At 66.1% G+C, this 13683-nt stretch carries 17 protein-coding genes; 5 read left to right on the forward strand and 12 right to left on the reverse strand.

The window, feature by feature from the left end:
* On the forward strand, positions 1-900 hold the full coding sequence (thiL, locus tag GKE62_RS00505; RefSeq protein ID WP_154690545.1) for a thiamine-phosphate kinase: 900 nt from the start codon (positions 1-3) through the stop codon (positions 898-900).
* A gap of 114 nt (positions 901-1014) precedes the next feature.
* Positions 1015-3135 (forward strand): sodium-translocating pyrophosphatase, encoded by a 2121-nt coding sequence (locus GKE62_RS00510; RefSeq protein ID WP_154690546.1) that lies wholly within the window; start codon positions 1015-1017, stop codon positions 3133-3135.
* A gap of 322 nt (positions 3136-3457) precedes the next feature.
* Here the strand turns inward: GKE62_RS00510 and GKE62_RS18360 are convergent, their stop codons facing one another.
* Positions 3458-3793, reverse strand: coding sequence for a hypothetical protein (locus tag GKE62_RS18360; protein WP_195908536.1), 336 nt, complete (start codon positions 3791-3793; stop codon positions 3458-3460).
* A gap of 59 nt (positions 3794-3852) precedes the next feature.
* Between GKE62_RS18360 and GKE62_RS00515 the strand changes: the two genes are divergently transcribed.
* Both GKE62_RS00515 and GKE62_RS00520 read left to right on the forward strand, forming a co-directional pair.
* Positions 3853-4434: a GNAT family N-acetyltransferase gene (locus GKE62_RS00515; protein ID WP_195908537.1), complete on the forward strand. Its 582-nt coding sequence runs from the start codon at positions 3853-3855 to the stop codon at positions 4432-4434.
* 101 nt (positions 4435-4535) lie between these two features.
* Entirely contained in the window at positions 4536-5435 is a 900-nt protein-coding gene (locus tag GKE62_RS00520) for an acyl-CoA thioesterase II (protein ID WP_154690548.1), read from the forward strand.
* Here GKE62_RS00520 and GKE62_RS00525 read toward each other — a convergent pair.
* From GKE62_RS00525 to GKE62_RS00550, 6 genes are all read right to left on the reverse strand, one after another.
* Entirely contained in the window at positions 5432-6760 is a 1329-nt protein-coding gene (locus GKE62_RS00525; RefSeq protein WP_154693480.1) for a low temperature requirement protein A, read from the reverse strand. The genes GKE62_RS00520 and GKE62_RS00525 overlap by 4 nt on opposite strands.
* Entirely contained in the window at positions 6753-7688 is a 936-nt protein-coding gene (locus GKE62_RS00530; protein ID WP_154690549.1) for an alpha/beta fold hydrolase, read from the reverse strand. The genes GKE62_RS00525 and GKE62_RS00530 overlap by 8 nt, the downstream gene beginning before the upstream one ends.
* The gene (locus GKE62_RS00535; RefSeq protein ID WP_154690550.1) at positions 7685-8491 is read right to left on the reverse strand and encodes an SDR family NAD(P)-dependent oxidoreductase; all 807 of its coding nucleotides are present in this window, start codon (positions 8489-8491) and stop codon (positions 7685-7687) included. Before GKE62_RS00535 ends, GKE62_RS00530 begins: the two co-directional genes overlap by 4 nt.
* A 223-nt stretch (positions 8492-8714) precedes the next feature.
* On the reverse strand, positions 8715-9596 hold the full coding sequence (locus tag GKE62_RS00540) for a pirin family protein (protein ID WP_154690551.1): 882 nt from the start codon (positions 9594-9596) through the stop codon (positions 8715-8717).
* Positions 9597-9604: 8 nt separating this feature from the next.
* Complete coding sequence (locus GKE62_RS00545) at positions 9605-10039, reverse strand: NUDIX hydrolase (protein WP_154690552.1); 435 nt, start codon at positions 10037-10039, stop codon at positions 9605-9607.
* Positions 10036-10308 (reverse strand): BolA family transcriptional regulator, encoded by a 273-nt coding sequence (locus GKE62_RS00550; protein WP_154690553.1) that lies wholly within the window; start codon positions 10306-10308, stop codon positions 10036-10038. Before GKE62_RS00550 ends, GKE62_RS00545 begins: the two co-directional genes overlap by 4 nt.
* 38 nt (positions 10309-10346) lie before the next feature.
* Between GKE62_RS00550 and GKE62_RS00555 the strand changes: the two genes are divergently transcribed.
* Entirely contained in the window at positions 10347-10916 is a 570-nt protein-coding gene (locus tag GKE62_RS00555) for a J domain-containing protein (RefSeq protein ID WP_154690554.1), read from the forward strand.
* On the opposite strand, the gene GKE62_RS00560 is transcribed toward GKE62_RS00555, so the two are convergent.
* The 5 genes from GKE62_RS00560 to GKE62_RS00580 all read right to left on the reverse strand — a co-directional run bounded on the left by GKE62_RS00560 (position 10900) and on the right by GKE62_RS00580 (position 13679).
* A complete protein-coding gene (locus GKE62_RS00560; protein WP_154690555.1) occupies positions 10900-11349 on the reverse strand; it encodes a hypothetical protein in 450 nt (149 codons plus the stop codon). The genes GKE62_RS00555 and GKE62_RS00560 overlap by 17 nt on opposite strands.
* A 5-nt stretch (positions 11350-11354) precedes the next feature.
* Positions 11355-11804, reverse strand: coding sequence for an SRPBCC family protein (locus GKE62_RS00565; protein ID WP_154690556.1), 450 nt, complete (start codon positions 11802-11804; stop codon positions 11355-11357).
* A gap of 10 nt (positions 11805-11814) precedes the next feature.
* On the reverse strand, positions 11815-12468 hold the full coding sequence (locus tag GKE62_RS00570; protein ID WP_154690557.1) for a glutathione S-transferase family protein: 654 nt from the start codon (positions 12466-12468) through the stop codon (positions 11815-11817).
* 102 nt (positions 12469-12570) lie between these two features.
* Entirely contained in the window at positions 12571-13056 is a 486-nt protein-coding gene (locus GKE62_RS00575; RefSeq protein ID WP_154690558.1) for a VOC family protein, read from the reverse strand.
* Positions 13053-13679 (reverse strand): glutathione S-transferase family protein, encoded by a 627-nt coding sequence (locus GKE62_RS00580; protein ID WP_154690559.1) that lies wholly within the window; start codon positions 13677-13679, stop codon positions 13053-13055. The genes GKE62_RS00575 and GKE62_RS00580 overlap by 4 nt, the downstream gene beginning before the upstream one ends.
* Between the last annotated feature and the right edge of the window lie 4 nt (positions 13680-13683).

The raw sequence follows: 13683 nt of genomic DNA on the forward strand, positions 1-13683 counted from the left end.
ATGAGCGGCGAGGCGGCCTTCATCGCCGCCCTGCGAGCTTTTGCCACGCATCCCGCGGCGCGCGGCCTAGCCGACGATTGCGCGGTCCTCGAGGTGGGCGGCGAGACGCTGGTCCTGACACACGATATGATGGTGGAAGGCGTGCACTGGCTTCCCGGCCAGGATCCCGCGAATGTCGCGTGGAAACTGGTCGCCACCAACTTATCCGATCTGGCGGCCAAAGGTGCAGAACCGATCGGGGTGCTGCTCGGTTACAGCCTGGGAGCCGACGATCTGCGCTTCATCGACGGGCTGCGCGAGGTGCTGGAGGCTTTTTCCGTCCCCCTGCTGGGCGGCGACTCCGTTGGCGGCGGGGCGGTGCAGGCGCATGGGCTCACGGCGATCGGGCGCGCCACCCACCGCCCGGTTCCGTCGCGCAGCGGGGCCCGGGCGGGGGACGGACTGTGGCTTACCGGCGAGATCGGTGCGGCGATGCTCGGCTTCGATGCGGTGCGCGGGGGACTCGATGAACATGTTGGCGCACGCGCCTTTGCCCGGCCCGTCCCATTGCTGGCGGAAGGCAGGGCGCTTGCCCCCCTGGTAACCGCGATGATGGATGTGTCCGACGGGTTGCTGCTTGATGCCTCGCGGATCGCCGCGGCCTCGAAGGTAACACTCGCCGTCAAGACAGCGGCGGTCCCACTTGCGCAGGGTGTCGAGGCCACGGGGCGAGCTGACGAAGCGCTCCGCTGGGGTGACGATTATGAGCTGCTGTTTACGCTACCCGCCGGGACCGAGCCACCCGTACCGGCGCATCGTATCGGCGATGTGGTGCACGCAGGGCAGTTCCCGGTTCTGCTCGATGGTGCACCGCCCGATCCGTCGCAACCGCTCGGCTATCTCCACGGTTCATCCCGGTAAGGGCTTGCGCCCTCTCGAATCCTTCGTATAGCGACGCCGTCCACGGCCCTGCGCAAGCGGGGCCGCGTGTTATGCGCATACCGAGATTTGGGTCGAAATAGGGGGAGCAGCGCCGTGAACATCGTCACGATCGCCATTATTCTGGGACTTCTGTCCATCGTCTACGGGTTCGTCACTAGCCGACAGGTGCTGGGATCGAGCGCGGGCAACGACAAGATGCAGGAGATCGCCGCGGCGATCCAGGAAGGCGCGCAAGCTTATCTCCGCCGTCAGTACACCACCATTGCCGTGGTCGGGGTTATCGTAGCGATCATCGTCACCGTGTTCCTCGGTCCGATTTCGGCAACCGGGTTCGTGATCGGCGCAGTGCTTTCGGGCGTCGCCGGGTTCATCGGGATGAACATCTCGGTCCGTTCCAACGTGCGCACCGCTGCGGCGGCCCAAGTCGGCCTGCAACAAGGTCTGACCCTGGCGTTCCGCGCCGGGGCGATCACCGGAATGCTTGTGGCCGGCCTCGCGCTCCTCGCTATCGCGGTGTTCTTCTACTATCTGACCTCTGTCGCCGGTTACACTGTCGGCGGCGACGATCGCACCGTGGTCGATGCTTTGGTCGCGCTGGCCTTCGGCGCTTCGCTGATCTCGATCTTCGCGCGCCTGGGCGGCGGTATCTTCACCAAGGCGGCTGACGTCGGCGCCGATCTCGTCGGCAAGGTCGAAGCCGGAATCCCCGAGGACGATCCCCGCAACCCGGCGGTGATCGCGGACAACGTCGGCGACAACGTCGGCGATTGCGCGGGCATGGCCGCGGACTTGTTCGAGACTTATGTCGTCACCGTCGGCGCGACGATGGTGCTGACCGCGCTGCTGCTCAAGGGTGCGGATAACCTGCTTACGTTGATGAGCCTGCCGCTACTGATCGGCGGCGTCTGCATCGTGACCTCGATCATCGGAACCTACTTCGTCCGACTCGGCGGCGGCACGAACATCATGGGCGCGATGTACAAGGGCTTCCTGGTCACCGCGGTGCTCTCGGTCCCGGCGATCTGGTGGGCGATCTCGTATGCGCTGGGCGGCATGGAGAATCCGCTATCCTACACGCTGGCGGGGGCCGACGTGAATTTCAGCGGACGCATCCTGTTCTACTGCTCGCTGCTCGGTCTGGTCATCACCGGGCTGATCATCTGGATCACCGAGTACTACACCGGGACCAACTACCGCCCGGTCCGGTCGATCGCTAAGGCGTCGGAAACCGGCCACGGCACCAATGTCATCCAGGGTCTGGCCATTTCGCTTGAATCGACCGCGCTGCCGACGCTGGTGATCTGCGCGGGCATCATCATCGCCTACCAGCTCGCCGGGCTCATGGGCATCGCCTATGCAGCCACCGCAATGCTCGCGCTGGCCGGAATGGTCGTCGCGCTCGACGCCTACGGTCCGGTCACCGACAACGCCGGCGGTATCGCCGAAATGGCTGCGATGGACGACAGCGTGCGCGAGAAGACGGACGCGCTCGACGCGGTTGGCAATACCACCAAGGCGGTCACCAAGGGCTATGCGATCGGATCGGCGGGCCTGGCCGCGCTCGTTCTGTTCGCAGCCTACACCGCCGACTTGCGCGAATACTTCCCTGACTTGCAGGTCAGCTTCAGCCTCGAGAACCCATACGTGATCGTGGGCCTGCTCCTCGGCGCGCTGCTGCCCTACTTGTTCGGAGCGATGGGAATGACCGCCGTCGGCCGCGCCGCGGGCGAGGTGGTCAAGGACGTTCGCGACCAGTTCAAGAACAACCCCGGCATCATGACCTACGAGACCAAGCCGGACTATGCCCGCACGGTCGATCTGGTGACCAAGGCGGCGATCAAGGAAATGATCGTCCCGTCGCTGCTGCCGGTGGCCGCGCCGATCGTGGTCTACTTCGTGATCGCCGCGGTCGCGGGGCCCGCCAACGGCTTCGCCGCGCTCGGCGCGCTGCTGCTGGGCGTGATCGTCGGTGGCCTGTTCGTCGCGATCTCGATGACCTCGGGCGGCGGTGCTTGGGACAACGCCAAGAAGTACATCGAGGACGGCAACCACGGCGGCAAGGGCAGCGAGGCCCACAAGGCCGCGGTGACCGGAGATACTGTTGGCGATCCCTACAAGGACACCGCCGGACCCGCAGTGAACCCGATGATCAAGATCACCAATATTGTCGCGTTGCTTCTGCTCGCTGCGCTGGCGGCGAACGGGATCGGCTGAACCTTCGGAGCAGCTGAATACCTTCAAGAACCCCGTCCGGCTTAGACCGGGCGGGGTTTTTCACGGCTGACCGCCGTTAACCGAACTTTCGCCCAGCAGCGCTAGACCCGGCCCCATGGGCGTCGAACTTTTCCTCGAGCGCCGCGAGTTGTCGCGGCATTCGCCAGCTCCCGCGCGCGCCGTCGCCGCGGGAGACAGCGTGTTCGTGTCCGCCAGCTGGAAGAGTTGGGCCGACGCGGCGGCCATCGAACGCTGGGATGCACTGGCGCTCAGCGCCGCTGAGCCCAATCCGTTTTTCGAAAGCTGGTACTTGCTCCCCGCGCTACGCCGGTTCGACAAGGCAGGCAAAGTCGAGATCCTGCGTTTCGAGCGCGCCGGGCAACTGGTCGGACTCATGCCGATCGAGCGCAGTTGGCGTTATCAGCGTTGGCCGCTGCCACATTTGAGGACATGGCTCCACCCCAACTGCTTCGCCGCCGCACCGCTGGTAGCCAAAGGCAGCGAGCGTTCGTTCTGGGCGGCGTTTCTTGTCTGGGCCGACGCCAATGGTGGACCCGCTCTGTTTGCGCATCTGCCCGAATTGCCGATCGACGGCCATCTTGCCGCCGCCTTGCGCGTCGAAGCCGCCGGGCAGGGCCGCCGGATCGAGCTGGTCCATCATGCAGAGCGCGCGCTGCTCGATTCCGATCTTGGCCCCCCGACTATCTCGAACAAGCGGTGCGGGGCAAGAGACGCAAGGAACTGCGGCGCCAGCACGCCCGGCTGTCGGAGCAGGGCAAGCTCAAGCTTGATCGCCATGATGACGACCGTTGCCTGGCGACGTGGATTGACCATTTTCTGGCACTCGAAGCGTCGGGCTGGAAAGGCGCGGCAGGCTCGGCATTGGCCGTGCACGACGCTACCGCGGGACTGTTTCGCGATGCCTTGCGCGGCGCGGCGGAACGCGGCCGCCTCCAACGCTTGAGCCTGACGCTGGACGCCCGTCCGATCGCGATGCTCGCAAACTTCATCACCCCGCCAGGCGCGTTTTCGTACAAGACCGCGTTCGACGAACGTTTTGGGCGCTTCTCCCCGGGTGTGCTGCTCCAGCTGGAAAACCTCGCGCTGCTCGAGAACGAGGCGATCGCCTGGTGCGACAGTTGCGCCGCTGCCGAGCATCCGATGATCGACGGGTTGTGGACCGAACGTCGCGCGATTGGCCGCTATAGCGTGGCGATCGGGGGCGCGGCGAAGCGCTCGGCTTTCGATCGCCTGGTTGGTGCGGAACTGTCACGCTCACCGCGCGGGATCGCCGCCTGATCCTTCCCACCGAGCGCTGATGTCGAGCGAAATCGAGACACCTGCGCAGCACGCCTCGACTTCGCTCGACATCAGCGGATGTGGTTTCTAATTGCCTGGGCATGAGCGAAGCCGACGCACCCGCCCCCGAACATCTGGTCCGCTGGCTGGTCAAGCTGCTCGACGTCAAGCCGGGCGTGGCCCCCGATAGCTATGTCGGGCGACGCAAGCGCGGCGGCGTGGGCCGTGTGTTCGGCGGCCAGGTGATCGCCCAGGCGCTCGCCGCGGCGGAGCGGACGGTGCTTCAGGATCGCGAGGCGCATTCGCTCCACGCCTACTTCCTGCGCGGCGGCAGCGAAGATCACGAGATCGAATTTGCGGTCGCGCGCGATCTCGACGGGGGCAGCTTCTCAAACCGCCGGGTGGTCGCCAGCCAGCAGGGGCGCCCGATCCTCAACCTCACGGCGTCGTTCCATCGGCGTGAGGAGGGGGTCAGCCATCAGGACGAGATGCCCGATGTCCATCCGCCCGAGGACTTGCCGAGCGAGCGCGAACTGCGGCTCAAATATGCCTCCGAATTCGCCAAGGATCGGCAGGCCGCGATGCTCGCGCCGCGTCCGATCGAACTGCGCCCCGCGGAAAAGCGCCATTGGATGGGCGGAGAGCCGGGGCTGCCACTTGCGAATACGTGGTTCCGCGCGGTAGCGCCGCTGCCTAACGATCCGCGCATCCACCGCGCGGTGCTCGCCTACGCCAGCGACATGACCTTGCTCGGCACGTGCACGATGCCGCATGGGCTGTCGTGGGCGCGGGGCAACGTGATGGGGGTCAGCCTCGATCACGCGGTGTGGTTTCATGACGACGTCCGCGCCGACCAGTGGCTGCTCTACGCCACCGACAGCACCTGGGCGGGCCGAGGCCGGGGGATGAACCGTGGCCGAATCTTCACGCGCGACGGGCGGCTCGTCGCCAGCACCGCGCAGGAAGGTCTGATCCGGGTGCTCGACAAGCCCCGAAGCTAGGCCTTCGCTGCCGCCTTGGCCTCCCGCCGCGCCCGGCCGCGATCCATGCGGCGGCGCAGTACACGGCCAAGCCACCAGCCGCGCGCCTCCATCCGCTCGATCCATCCGCCGTGGAAGCTGCCCCACTCCCACAGGGCGATCGTCGCCAGGGCGATCGTGCTGGCCGCGGCCAGCGCCAGGCGCGGCGGGGAGGTGGCGAGACCCCATACCGCGATGGCCAGCGTCAATCCCAGCCCGATGCCATGCGACAGCGGATACCACGGGCTGCCGCTCGAGATCCGCTTGAACGCCATGTTGCCCCCAACGAACAGCGCCATTCCACCCGCGACGAGCGCGACGAAATCGGGGTGAACGGGGTCGAATGGGTGGGCGAGGGTCAATTCATCGACCACCGCGAGGAGGACGATGCCCGCGACGATCGGTAAATGCCAATAGGTGAACGCCTGCCGCGCGATCAGGCCGGGCACTTCGTGATGCTCGATATGCCAGGCCCCGCGCCGCGCGCCGATGTCGAAGTATATCCACCACATTGCGAACGAACCGAGGAAGGCGTTGACGAAGGCGGCATCGATACCGCGCATCGGCTCCGCCCCCGCGTAGGTCGCGCCGGTGATGATCAGCCCTTCGCCCAGCGCCACGATGATGAACAGGCCGCAGCGTTCGGCCATGTGACTGCCGGAAATCTCCCAGTCCTGAGGGCGCGAACGGCCAAGCCAGGGAAACCAGAAGAGCGCCAGCGGCCCGGCATATTCGATCGCCAGCGCGGCGGTCCACCAGGCCATGCGGAGTAGCGACTGATCGGTCAGCAATCCGCCTATCCACGGGATCGCGGATACGCCGAACCACAGCGATGCACGCAGCATGTTGAAGCCGCTGCCGCGCTTCCATTCGCCCAGGGCGTACGAAGTGTAGGCGGTACGGCCGATCTGTACGGTCAAATAGGCCGACACGAACTGCCACGCATAGGCGCCGAACGCTCCCGGCAGCGCGCAGGCCATGACCAGGCTGGCGAGCATCACCGCGCCGATCAGAAACCGGTTGGCGGGGCGATCGGGATCGATCCAGTTGGTCGCCCAGGTGGTGTACATCCATGCCCACCACACCGCGAAAAACAGGATGATGGTCTGTGCCGCCCCCAGCCAGTCCAGATGCTGGAGCAGGAAGTGCGATAGCTGGGTGATCGCGAACACGAACACGAGGTCGAAGAACAGCTCGAGATTGCTGACCGAGGCATGGCCGCCGCCATGGTTGCGCAGTAGCGAGCGCCGCGACTGTTCGCGCGCACCGGCGAGTGCCGCGCCGATGCCCGACGGCGCCTCAGCCATCTGCCGCGGTGCGGGAAAGGAACGCATCCATCGCCGCGTTGACCGCGGCGGGCGCCTCCCACGGCACGAAGTGTCCGCAATCGGGGACCTTCACGACGGTCAGGTCGGTGACCAATTCTTCCATGCCCGCAAGGTTTTCAGGCGGCAGCGCCAAGTCGTCCATCGCCCAGACGACAAGTGTCGGAATAGTGAGCGGAGGCATCGGCCTCTCGGCGTACCCAGCCGGCAGCGCGAAGGGCGCATCCATGGGCGGCACCTCCATCGGGGAGGCGCGATACCAATTGAGCATGCCGATGGCAGCCTCGCGGTCCTGCCAGTCGGACAAGAGCGCCGCGCGCTCGTCGGGTTCCATCGGATCGTCGCCGCCGACCATCCGATCGCCGAAGGCCTTGAGCAGCATCGCGCCGAGCCCGCCCGCGTGAACCAGCGCATCGTTTGCGGGATCGCGAAAGGCCCGGAAATACTGGCTCGATTCGCGCTGACGCGGGTTGAGCCATAGTAGCTTGGAAAAGATTGTGGGATGCGGCGCGTTGGCGATAACCGCACGATTGACCCGCCCGCTCGCCTGCCCGGTGAGCGCCACCCCCCAGGCGATCGCCCCGCCCCAGTCGTGACCGACGATGGTGAAGCTGCCCACACCGAGCGCGTCGGCGAGTTGGAAAACGTCGCCGATCAGCTTGTCGGGGGTGTAGGCGGAGACCTCTTGCGGCTTCGATGAGCCGCGATAGCCGCGCTGGTCGGGCGCGATGCAGCGGAACCTGTCGGAAAAATGCGCGATCTGGTGGCGCCAGGTGCGGTGCGATTCGGGGAACCCGTGGAGGAAGATCAGGACCGGCGCATCGCGCCCGCCCACAGACTTTGGCCCCACATCGACGACATCAAGTTCGATCCCGCCGGCGAGGGCGACGCGGGTCTGCTCCACGATCAATGCTCAGCCTTGAGCTGCTGCGCATAGCCGCGTGCCATCAACGCGGCGACCTGGTCGAACAGCGCATCGGGGGTCCGAGTGAGCTCGCCCATCTGCTTTTCGGCGCCGTGCGCGACGACGATCTCGCGCTGTCCGGCGGCGATCGCATCGAGCATTTCCACAGCGGCTGCCGTAGGATCGATGCCCTTTTCGATCGCAGGGTCGCTGAACCCACGCTCCGACCCGTCGGAGGTCAGCGCGTTGCGCGAAACGTTGGTGCGGATCGATCCCGGAGCGATTCCGTGGACCTGAATTCCGTGAACCGAAAGCTCGGCCCGAAGCGCATCGGCATAGCCGAGCAGCCCGAACTTGGCCGCGCTGTAGGCGCTGCGCATGGGCACCCCAACTTTGCCCGCGATGCTGGAGATGAACGCCAGCCGACCCGACTTGCGATCCACCATCCGTGGCAGCAGTGCCTGGGTCAGAGCGATCGGGGCGAGCAGATCGACCGCGACGATCCGCTCGTACACCGCGAACTCGGTTTCCTCGGCGAGCGAACGTTGCGAGATTCCGGCATTGTTGATCAACAGGTCGATCCCGGCAGCCCAATCCCAAGCCCTCGCGACAAGCCCGGGGAGCGCGTCGTAGTCGGTTGTCTCGAACGGCAGGACCAACGTCTCGCCACACTCCGAGGCGACCCGATCGAGCTCGGCGATATTGCGGCCGGACAGAATGACTCTCGCACCGCGCTTGCTGGATTCCTTGGCCAACGCTTCGCCGATTCCGCTCGAAGCGCCGGTGATCCACACGGTTTGTTCGTTCATGGGGGATTGCCGCCTGCGTTTCGTGGACCACTTGGACCACTGTTCAAGGGAAAAAGTTTTTGGGATATTATGCGCCCGTCCAAGCGGGGGGTAGCCGTTGTGGTCGTGACGTTGGTGAGGCTGGGGTTGGCGCGCATGCCACTTCGTATTGCCAAGCCGGCACCCTGTAGGACAGGCCAAATTTCAATTCGATCGTTGGCCGACCTGGCGGGCGGACCGGTGGTCATGGGTAGCTCACCGTGCTGGGGACCTGGGGCAGGGGGATGAACTCTTCGCTGTCACCGGGAACGACGCCCAAGCGACCCTCGCGCCAGTCGTCCTTGGCCTGGTTGATCCGCTCGCGCGAGGACGAGACGAAGTTCCACCAGACATGGCGCGGGGTCGTGAAGGCTTCGCCGCCGAGCAGCATGAGGCGGGCTCCGGTGGCCGATGCAAGCGTCAGTGCCGCACCGGGGGCAAGGACGGCGAGTTCGTACAGCACCAGGTCGGTCCCGCCGATGCTCGCTTCGCCGCCCACCAGCATGACCGCGCGCTCGTCGGCCTCCGCATCGATGGGGATCGATCCGCTCGGTCCCAGCACGATTTCGGCATATATGGTTTCCGCGTGGCAGGTGGTCGGCGCGCGCTGGCCCCACAGTTCGCCCATGATCACCCGCGCGCTGGCCCCGCCCGCCTCGATCAGCGGCAGATCGGTCTGCGCTTCGAACGCCGGGTCTATTTCCTCGCGCCCGTCGGGCAACGCCAGCCAAGTCTGCATGCCGTACATCGTCGGGCCAATCGCGCGCTCCGCTTGCGGGCTACGCTCGGAATGGACGATGCCCCGTCCCGCGGTCATCAGGTTGACCTGGCCCGGCCGAATCGTGGCGTAAGTGCCCAGGCTGTCGCGATGGTCGATTGCGCCCTCGAACAGCCAGGTTACGGTGGCGAGATTGATGTGCGGGTGCGGACGCACATCCATCGCCTGGCCGATCTCCAGCTTCGCCGGGCCGAATTCATCGACGAAGATGAACGGCCCGACCATCGTCCGCGCCTTGCCCGGAAGCACCCGGCGGACCTTGAATCCACCCAGATCGTGGGTGACGGGTGTGATGGACTGGACGATCATGCCATCGCCTAGCGATTGAGCAGATTGAGGATTTCGGGAGGGAAGATCGGCTCGTCCCAGTCGCGCAATTCGGCGCGGGTGAACCAGCGATGCTGCTGCATGATCTGGCGCTCCAGTTCGGTGTGGCCATCCGTGGCGATCTCGCCTGCGGGGACGCGAATGCGGAAATAGCGTTCGTCGGCCGTGACGGGCTCGCCAGTTGCGGTGATGAAATGATTCCTTCGCGCAGCGATAACCGGACCGAGGTCCGCGACCAGCCCGGTTTCCTCTGCCAGTTCGCGCCGGGCGGCGTCCTCGAAGCTTTCGCCCGGATCGCACTCGCCCCCCGCCGTCGCCCAGAACGCGCGGCGTCCGGCAAAGGTGAAGCGGAACAGCAGCAGCCGCTCATACTCGTCAATCACCAGCAGCCGCGCGGCGCGGCGGATGCGGCGCGGGGCGGTCATTCGCCGGGCGCTCGGGCCCTGATCGCCAGCGCATGGACCCGTTGGCCGGGAAGGTCGCCGAGGGCGCGGTTGATCATGCGCTGGCGTTCGAGCCGCGAGACGCCGACAAACGCGGCGCTCTCGATCTCGACGGTGAAATGCGATTCGCCGCTGCCGTCGTCGCCGGCATGGCCGTGGTGGCGGGCGCTGTCGTTGGTTACCACCAGCGCCGTCGGCGCGAAGGCGGTTTGGAGCAGGCGTCCCATTTCGTGCGCGATCGGGGTTTTCATATCTTCCCTTCTAGCGCCTTGATGCCCATGTGGAAGCGGTGAGGCTCAACAAGTTCCACGGCCGTGTCGATGGCAGCAACCGCCCCTGCGCCGCGCCAGGCTGCGACGAGGCAGGCGAGTTCCGCGCTCCCGGGGAACGCCGGCCAGGCTTCGACGGGCCGGGCGATTATCGCTGGTTCTGCCTCGGCCACGTGCGCGCGTTCAATTCGAGCTACGACTGGTTCGAGGGGATGAGCGCCGAGGAAATCCTTATGGCCCAGCATCCCGTGGCGGGGTGGGAGCGCGAGACTCGCGCGTTCAGCGCCGCAGCCGGAATCGACCAGGCCCCGCGCTGGGCGGATTTCACCGACCCGCTCGAAGCGATCTCGGGGCGGGCCCGGGCAAGGCGGCCGGTGGCGCGCGCCGATGGACGGGTGCTGACTGCGGAGCAGCGCCGCGCACTGGAGTTGCTGGCGCTCAGCCACGACGCCGACCGCACCGCCCTGCGCCGCCGCTACACCGAACTGGTCCGCAAGTATCATCCCGACCGCAACGGTGGCGACCGCAGCTTCGAGGCGCGCCTGCAGCAGGTGGTCGAGGCGTATCAGGCGCTCAGGAAGATTCTTTAGGCCGGCCGAGAAGCAGCGCCATCGGAATGCCGACGAATGCAACGTGCGGAAACAGACCGAGGGCGAGTTTGATCCTGTCGGGATTGGGGAAGGGCGCACCGAACCGCGCGGGCAAGACGATGCCGTACATCACGCCATAAAGCGCCAGCCCGTAAAGCGTCCCCGCCAGCCACGGGTTGGCGTCGCCCAGCGGCGACCGCCTGAAAAGCACAGCTGCAACAGCAGTCATCGCCGCCATGATTGCGAAATGCACAGCAACTCCGGCAAACACGCCAGCGATACTCCAGCTTTGCGCCGCTGCGCCGAACGGCCCCGAGGCGACTCCGCGCCAGACGTCGCCGACGCCTCCACCGCGGGCGAGCGAAAGGATGCTTGCATAGAGCGCGTCGAGCGTTCCGCACAAAAGCCATGCCTTCAGGAACGGCTGGTGCATCGGCTTTATCGGTTCTCGCACAGGGCCACGAGCTGATCGGCGCATGCGCCCCAGCCGTGCTCAAAGCCCATCTCGGCGTGACGCTGCATCGAATCTTCAGTCCAGTGGCGGGCGACCGCGGTATAGCGGGTGCCCTCCCCCTCGGGCTCGATGGTCCAGATGCCGATCATGAAGGGCCCCGCGGGCTCGAGATCGCCGACAATCGCATCGGTGAAGGCGAAGCGGCGTCCTTCGTCCCAGGCGAGAACGGTGCCGGGATGAGGATGGACCTCGCCATCGGGTCCGTACATCGTGCAGGTCGAAACGCCCCCGGGCCTGCGTTCGAGCGTGGCGAATTCCGCGCGCCACGGCTTGGGGCACCACCACTCCTCTATGCGGTTGGTCATGATGTCCCAGACTTGCGCGGGTGGGGCGGCTATCGTGCGGGTGATGGTAAGTTCGTGGTGGTCGCTCACGGCAGTCTCCTCAATCGCGATCGGGTGCGCCGAGCGGGAAGTAGGCTCGGTAGGGGCGGGCCTCGTCGACGCAGCGCTTGACCGGGGGCAGGGCGAGCAGGTGCGCGCGCCAGGCGCGCAGGCGATCCAGCTCTGGCGGAATCCGATGGACCCAATCGGCATAGAATAGCGAAGGCGCTGCCGCGCACTCGACGAGTGTGATCGTGTCGCCCGGTGGGTTGTCGCCCAGCCAGCGGTCGATCCAGCGATAGGACCGATCCAGCCGGTCGTGAACGCGCGAGGCCACCGCGGGATCGGGATCCTCCGGTGATCGGAGGTGTTCGGCAACGATTTCCTGCATCACATCCATCACCGACAGGTCGAAGACCCGGTCGATCATCCGCATCTCCACCGCAGCCTCGGGATCGGCCGGAAGCAACTGGGCGGGGCCGGCATGGCGCAGGTGAAGATAATCGATGATCGCGGTGGCCTCGAACACCGTCCGCGAGCCATCGACCAGAACCGGAAAGCGCCCCAGCGGACTGGCCTGGGCGACGAACGCGGAGTTATCCGGATGATCGGGATCGACCATCCGAAACTCGAACGGCGTGGCGTTGGCGTAAAGCGCGATCAGCGCCTTCCAGGTGTAGGACGAGAACGGATGACCATAGAGCGCCAGCATCACCAGGTCCCCTCTCGCATACGCCGCTGCCGATCGGCTTCGCGCGCGCTCGTGCCCGCCCGCTGGACGGCTCCGTCAAGCGAAAGGAAGACCGAACCGCGGACCTTACGCATCGGCATTCACCGCGGCCTCGATCGCCGCGACATCGATCTTCTTCATCGGCATCATCGCTTCGAACGCGCGTTTGGCCACGTCGCCGCCCTGGGCCATCGCCCGGGTCAGCACCCGCGGCGTGATTTGCCAGTTGAGCCCCCACTTGTCTTTGCACCAGCCGCACTGACTTTCGGCGCCGCCGTTGCCGACGATGGCGTTCCAGTAGCGGTCGGTCTCGGCCTGATCGTCGGTCGCAATCTGGAACGAAAACGCTTCGGTCTGGGGAAACATCGGGCCGCCGTTGAGACCGATGCAGGGAATGCCGAGAACGCTGAACTCGACGGTCAGGACATCGCCCTTGTGGCCGTCGGGATAGTCGCCCGGCGCGCGGTGGACCGCGGTGACATGTGTATCGGGAAAGGTCGCGGCATAGAAGTTGGCGGCTTCCTCGGCGGTGCCGTCGTACCACAAACAGACGAGATTCTTGGGCGTGGTCATTTCTGGGATTCCTCGATCAGTTTATTGTCGATGGCCTTGGCCGCTTTGTAGCCATCGCGCTCACGGAGCCGCTCGGCGTAGGCTTCGAATGCCGGTAGCGATGGCATCGTGCCGAACGCGAGGCCCCAGTCGACCTGGCTGCCGACATAGACGTCGGCCATCGTAAAGCGCTCACCGCAGACCCAGTCGCCGGCGCCGAGATGCTCCTCGAGGGTGGCCAGAACCCGGTCGAAGCTGCCGAACCCGACCATCATCTCGCGCTCCTTGGGGGTTTCCCAGCCCATCGACTTGGCGACGATCGCCTGCTCCACCGGCCCGGCAGCGAAAAACATCCAACGGTAGTAGTCGGCCCGCTCGGTCTCGCGCGGGGCGAGTTCAGCGCCGGGGTGGGCGTCGGCGAGATAGGCGCAGATCGCTGCCGCTTCGCTGATCGTGCGGTCCCCGCTGACCGCATGGTGAACCAGCGTCGGAACCTTACCCATCGGGTTGGCGGCGAGCAGTTCGGCGGGCTTGTCCGCCCAGGGAACCAGGACCTGATCATAGTCGGCGCCCGCCTCGTGCAGTGCCCAACGCGCGATCTGACCGCGGCTCATCGGGTTCGTGAAGAAGGTGTATTCGGCCATCTGG

Source organism: Novosphingobium sp. Gsoil 351 (assembly GCF_009707465.1).
In the GTDB taxonomy this organism is placed as follows: domain Bacteria; phylum Pseudomonadota; class Alphaproteobacteria; order Sphingomonadales; family Sphingomonadaceae; genus Novosphingobium.

Bases quoted from the DNA above. Each gene is read 5' to 3' on its own strand.
- GKE62_RS18360 (WP_195908536.1), bottom strand. From the start codon at position 3,793: ATGGACCAGCTCGATCCGGCGGCCCTGCCCGGCGGCTTCGACGCGCAA.
- thiL (WP_154690545.1), top strand. From the start codon at position 1: ATGAGCGGCGAGGCGGCCTTCATCGCCGCCCTGCGAGCTTTTGCCACG.
- GKE62_RS00560 (WP_154690555.1), bottom strand. From the start codon at position 11,349: ATGCACCAGCCGTTCCTGAAGGCATGGCTTTTGTGCGGAACGCTCGAC.
- GKE62_RS00545 (WP_154690552.1), bottom strand. From the start codon at position 10,039: ATGACCGCCCCGCGCCGCATCCGCCGCGCCGCGCGGCTGCTGGTGATT.
- GKE62_RS00575 (WP_154690558.1), bottom strand. From the start codon at position 13,056: ATGACCACGCCCAAGAATCTCGTCTGTTTGTGGTACGACGGCACCGCC.
- GKE62_RS00540 (WP_154690551.1), bottom strand. From the start codon at position 9,596: ATGATCGTCCAGTCCATCACACCCGTCACCCACGATCTGGGTGGATTC.
- GKE62_RS00520 (WP_154690548.1), top strand. From the start codon at position 4,536: ATGAGCGAAGCCGACGCACCCGCCCCCGAACATCTGGTCCGCTGGCTG.
- GKE62_RS00580 (WP_154690559.1), bottom strand. From the start codon at position 13,679: ATGGCCGAATACACCTTCTTCACGAACCCGATGAGCCGCGGTCAGATC.
- GKE62_RS00535 (WP_154690550.1), bottom strand. From the start codon at position 8,491: ATGAACGAACAAACCGTGTGGATCACCGGCGCTTCGAGCGGAATCGGC.
- GKE62_RS00525 (WP_154693480.1), bottom strand. From the start codon at position 6,760: ATGGCTGAGGCGCCGTCGGGCATCGGCGCGGCACTCGCCGGTGCGCGC.
- GKE62_RS00550 (WP_154690553.1), bottom strand. From the start codon at position 10,308: ATGAAAACCCCGATCGCGCACGAAATGGGACGCCTGCTCCAAACCGCC.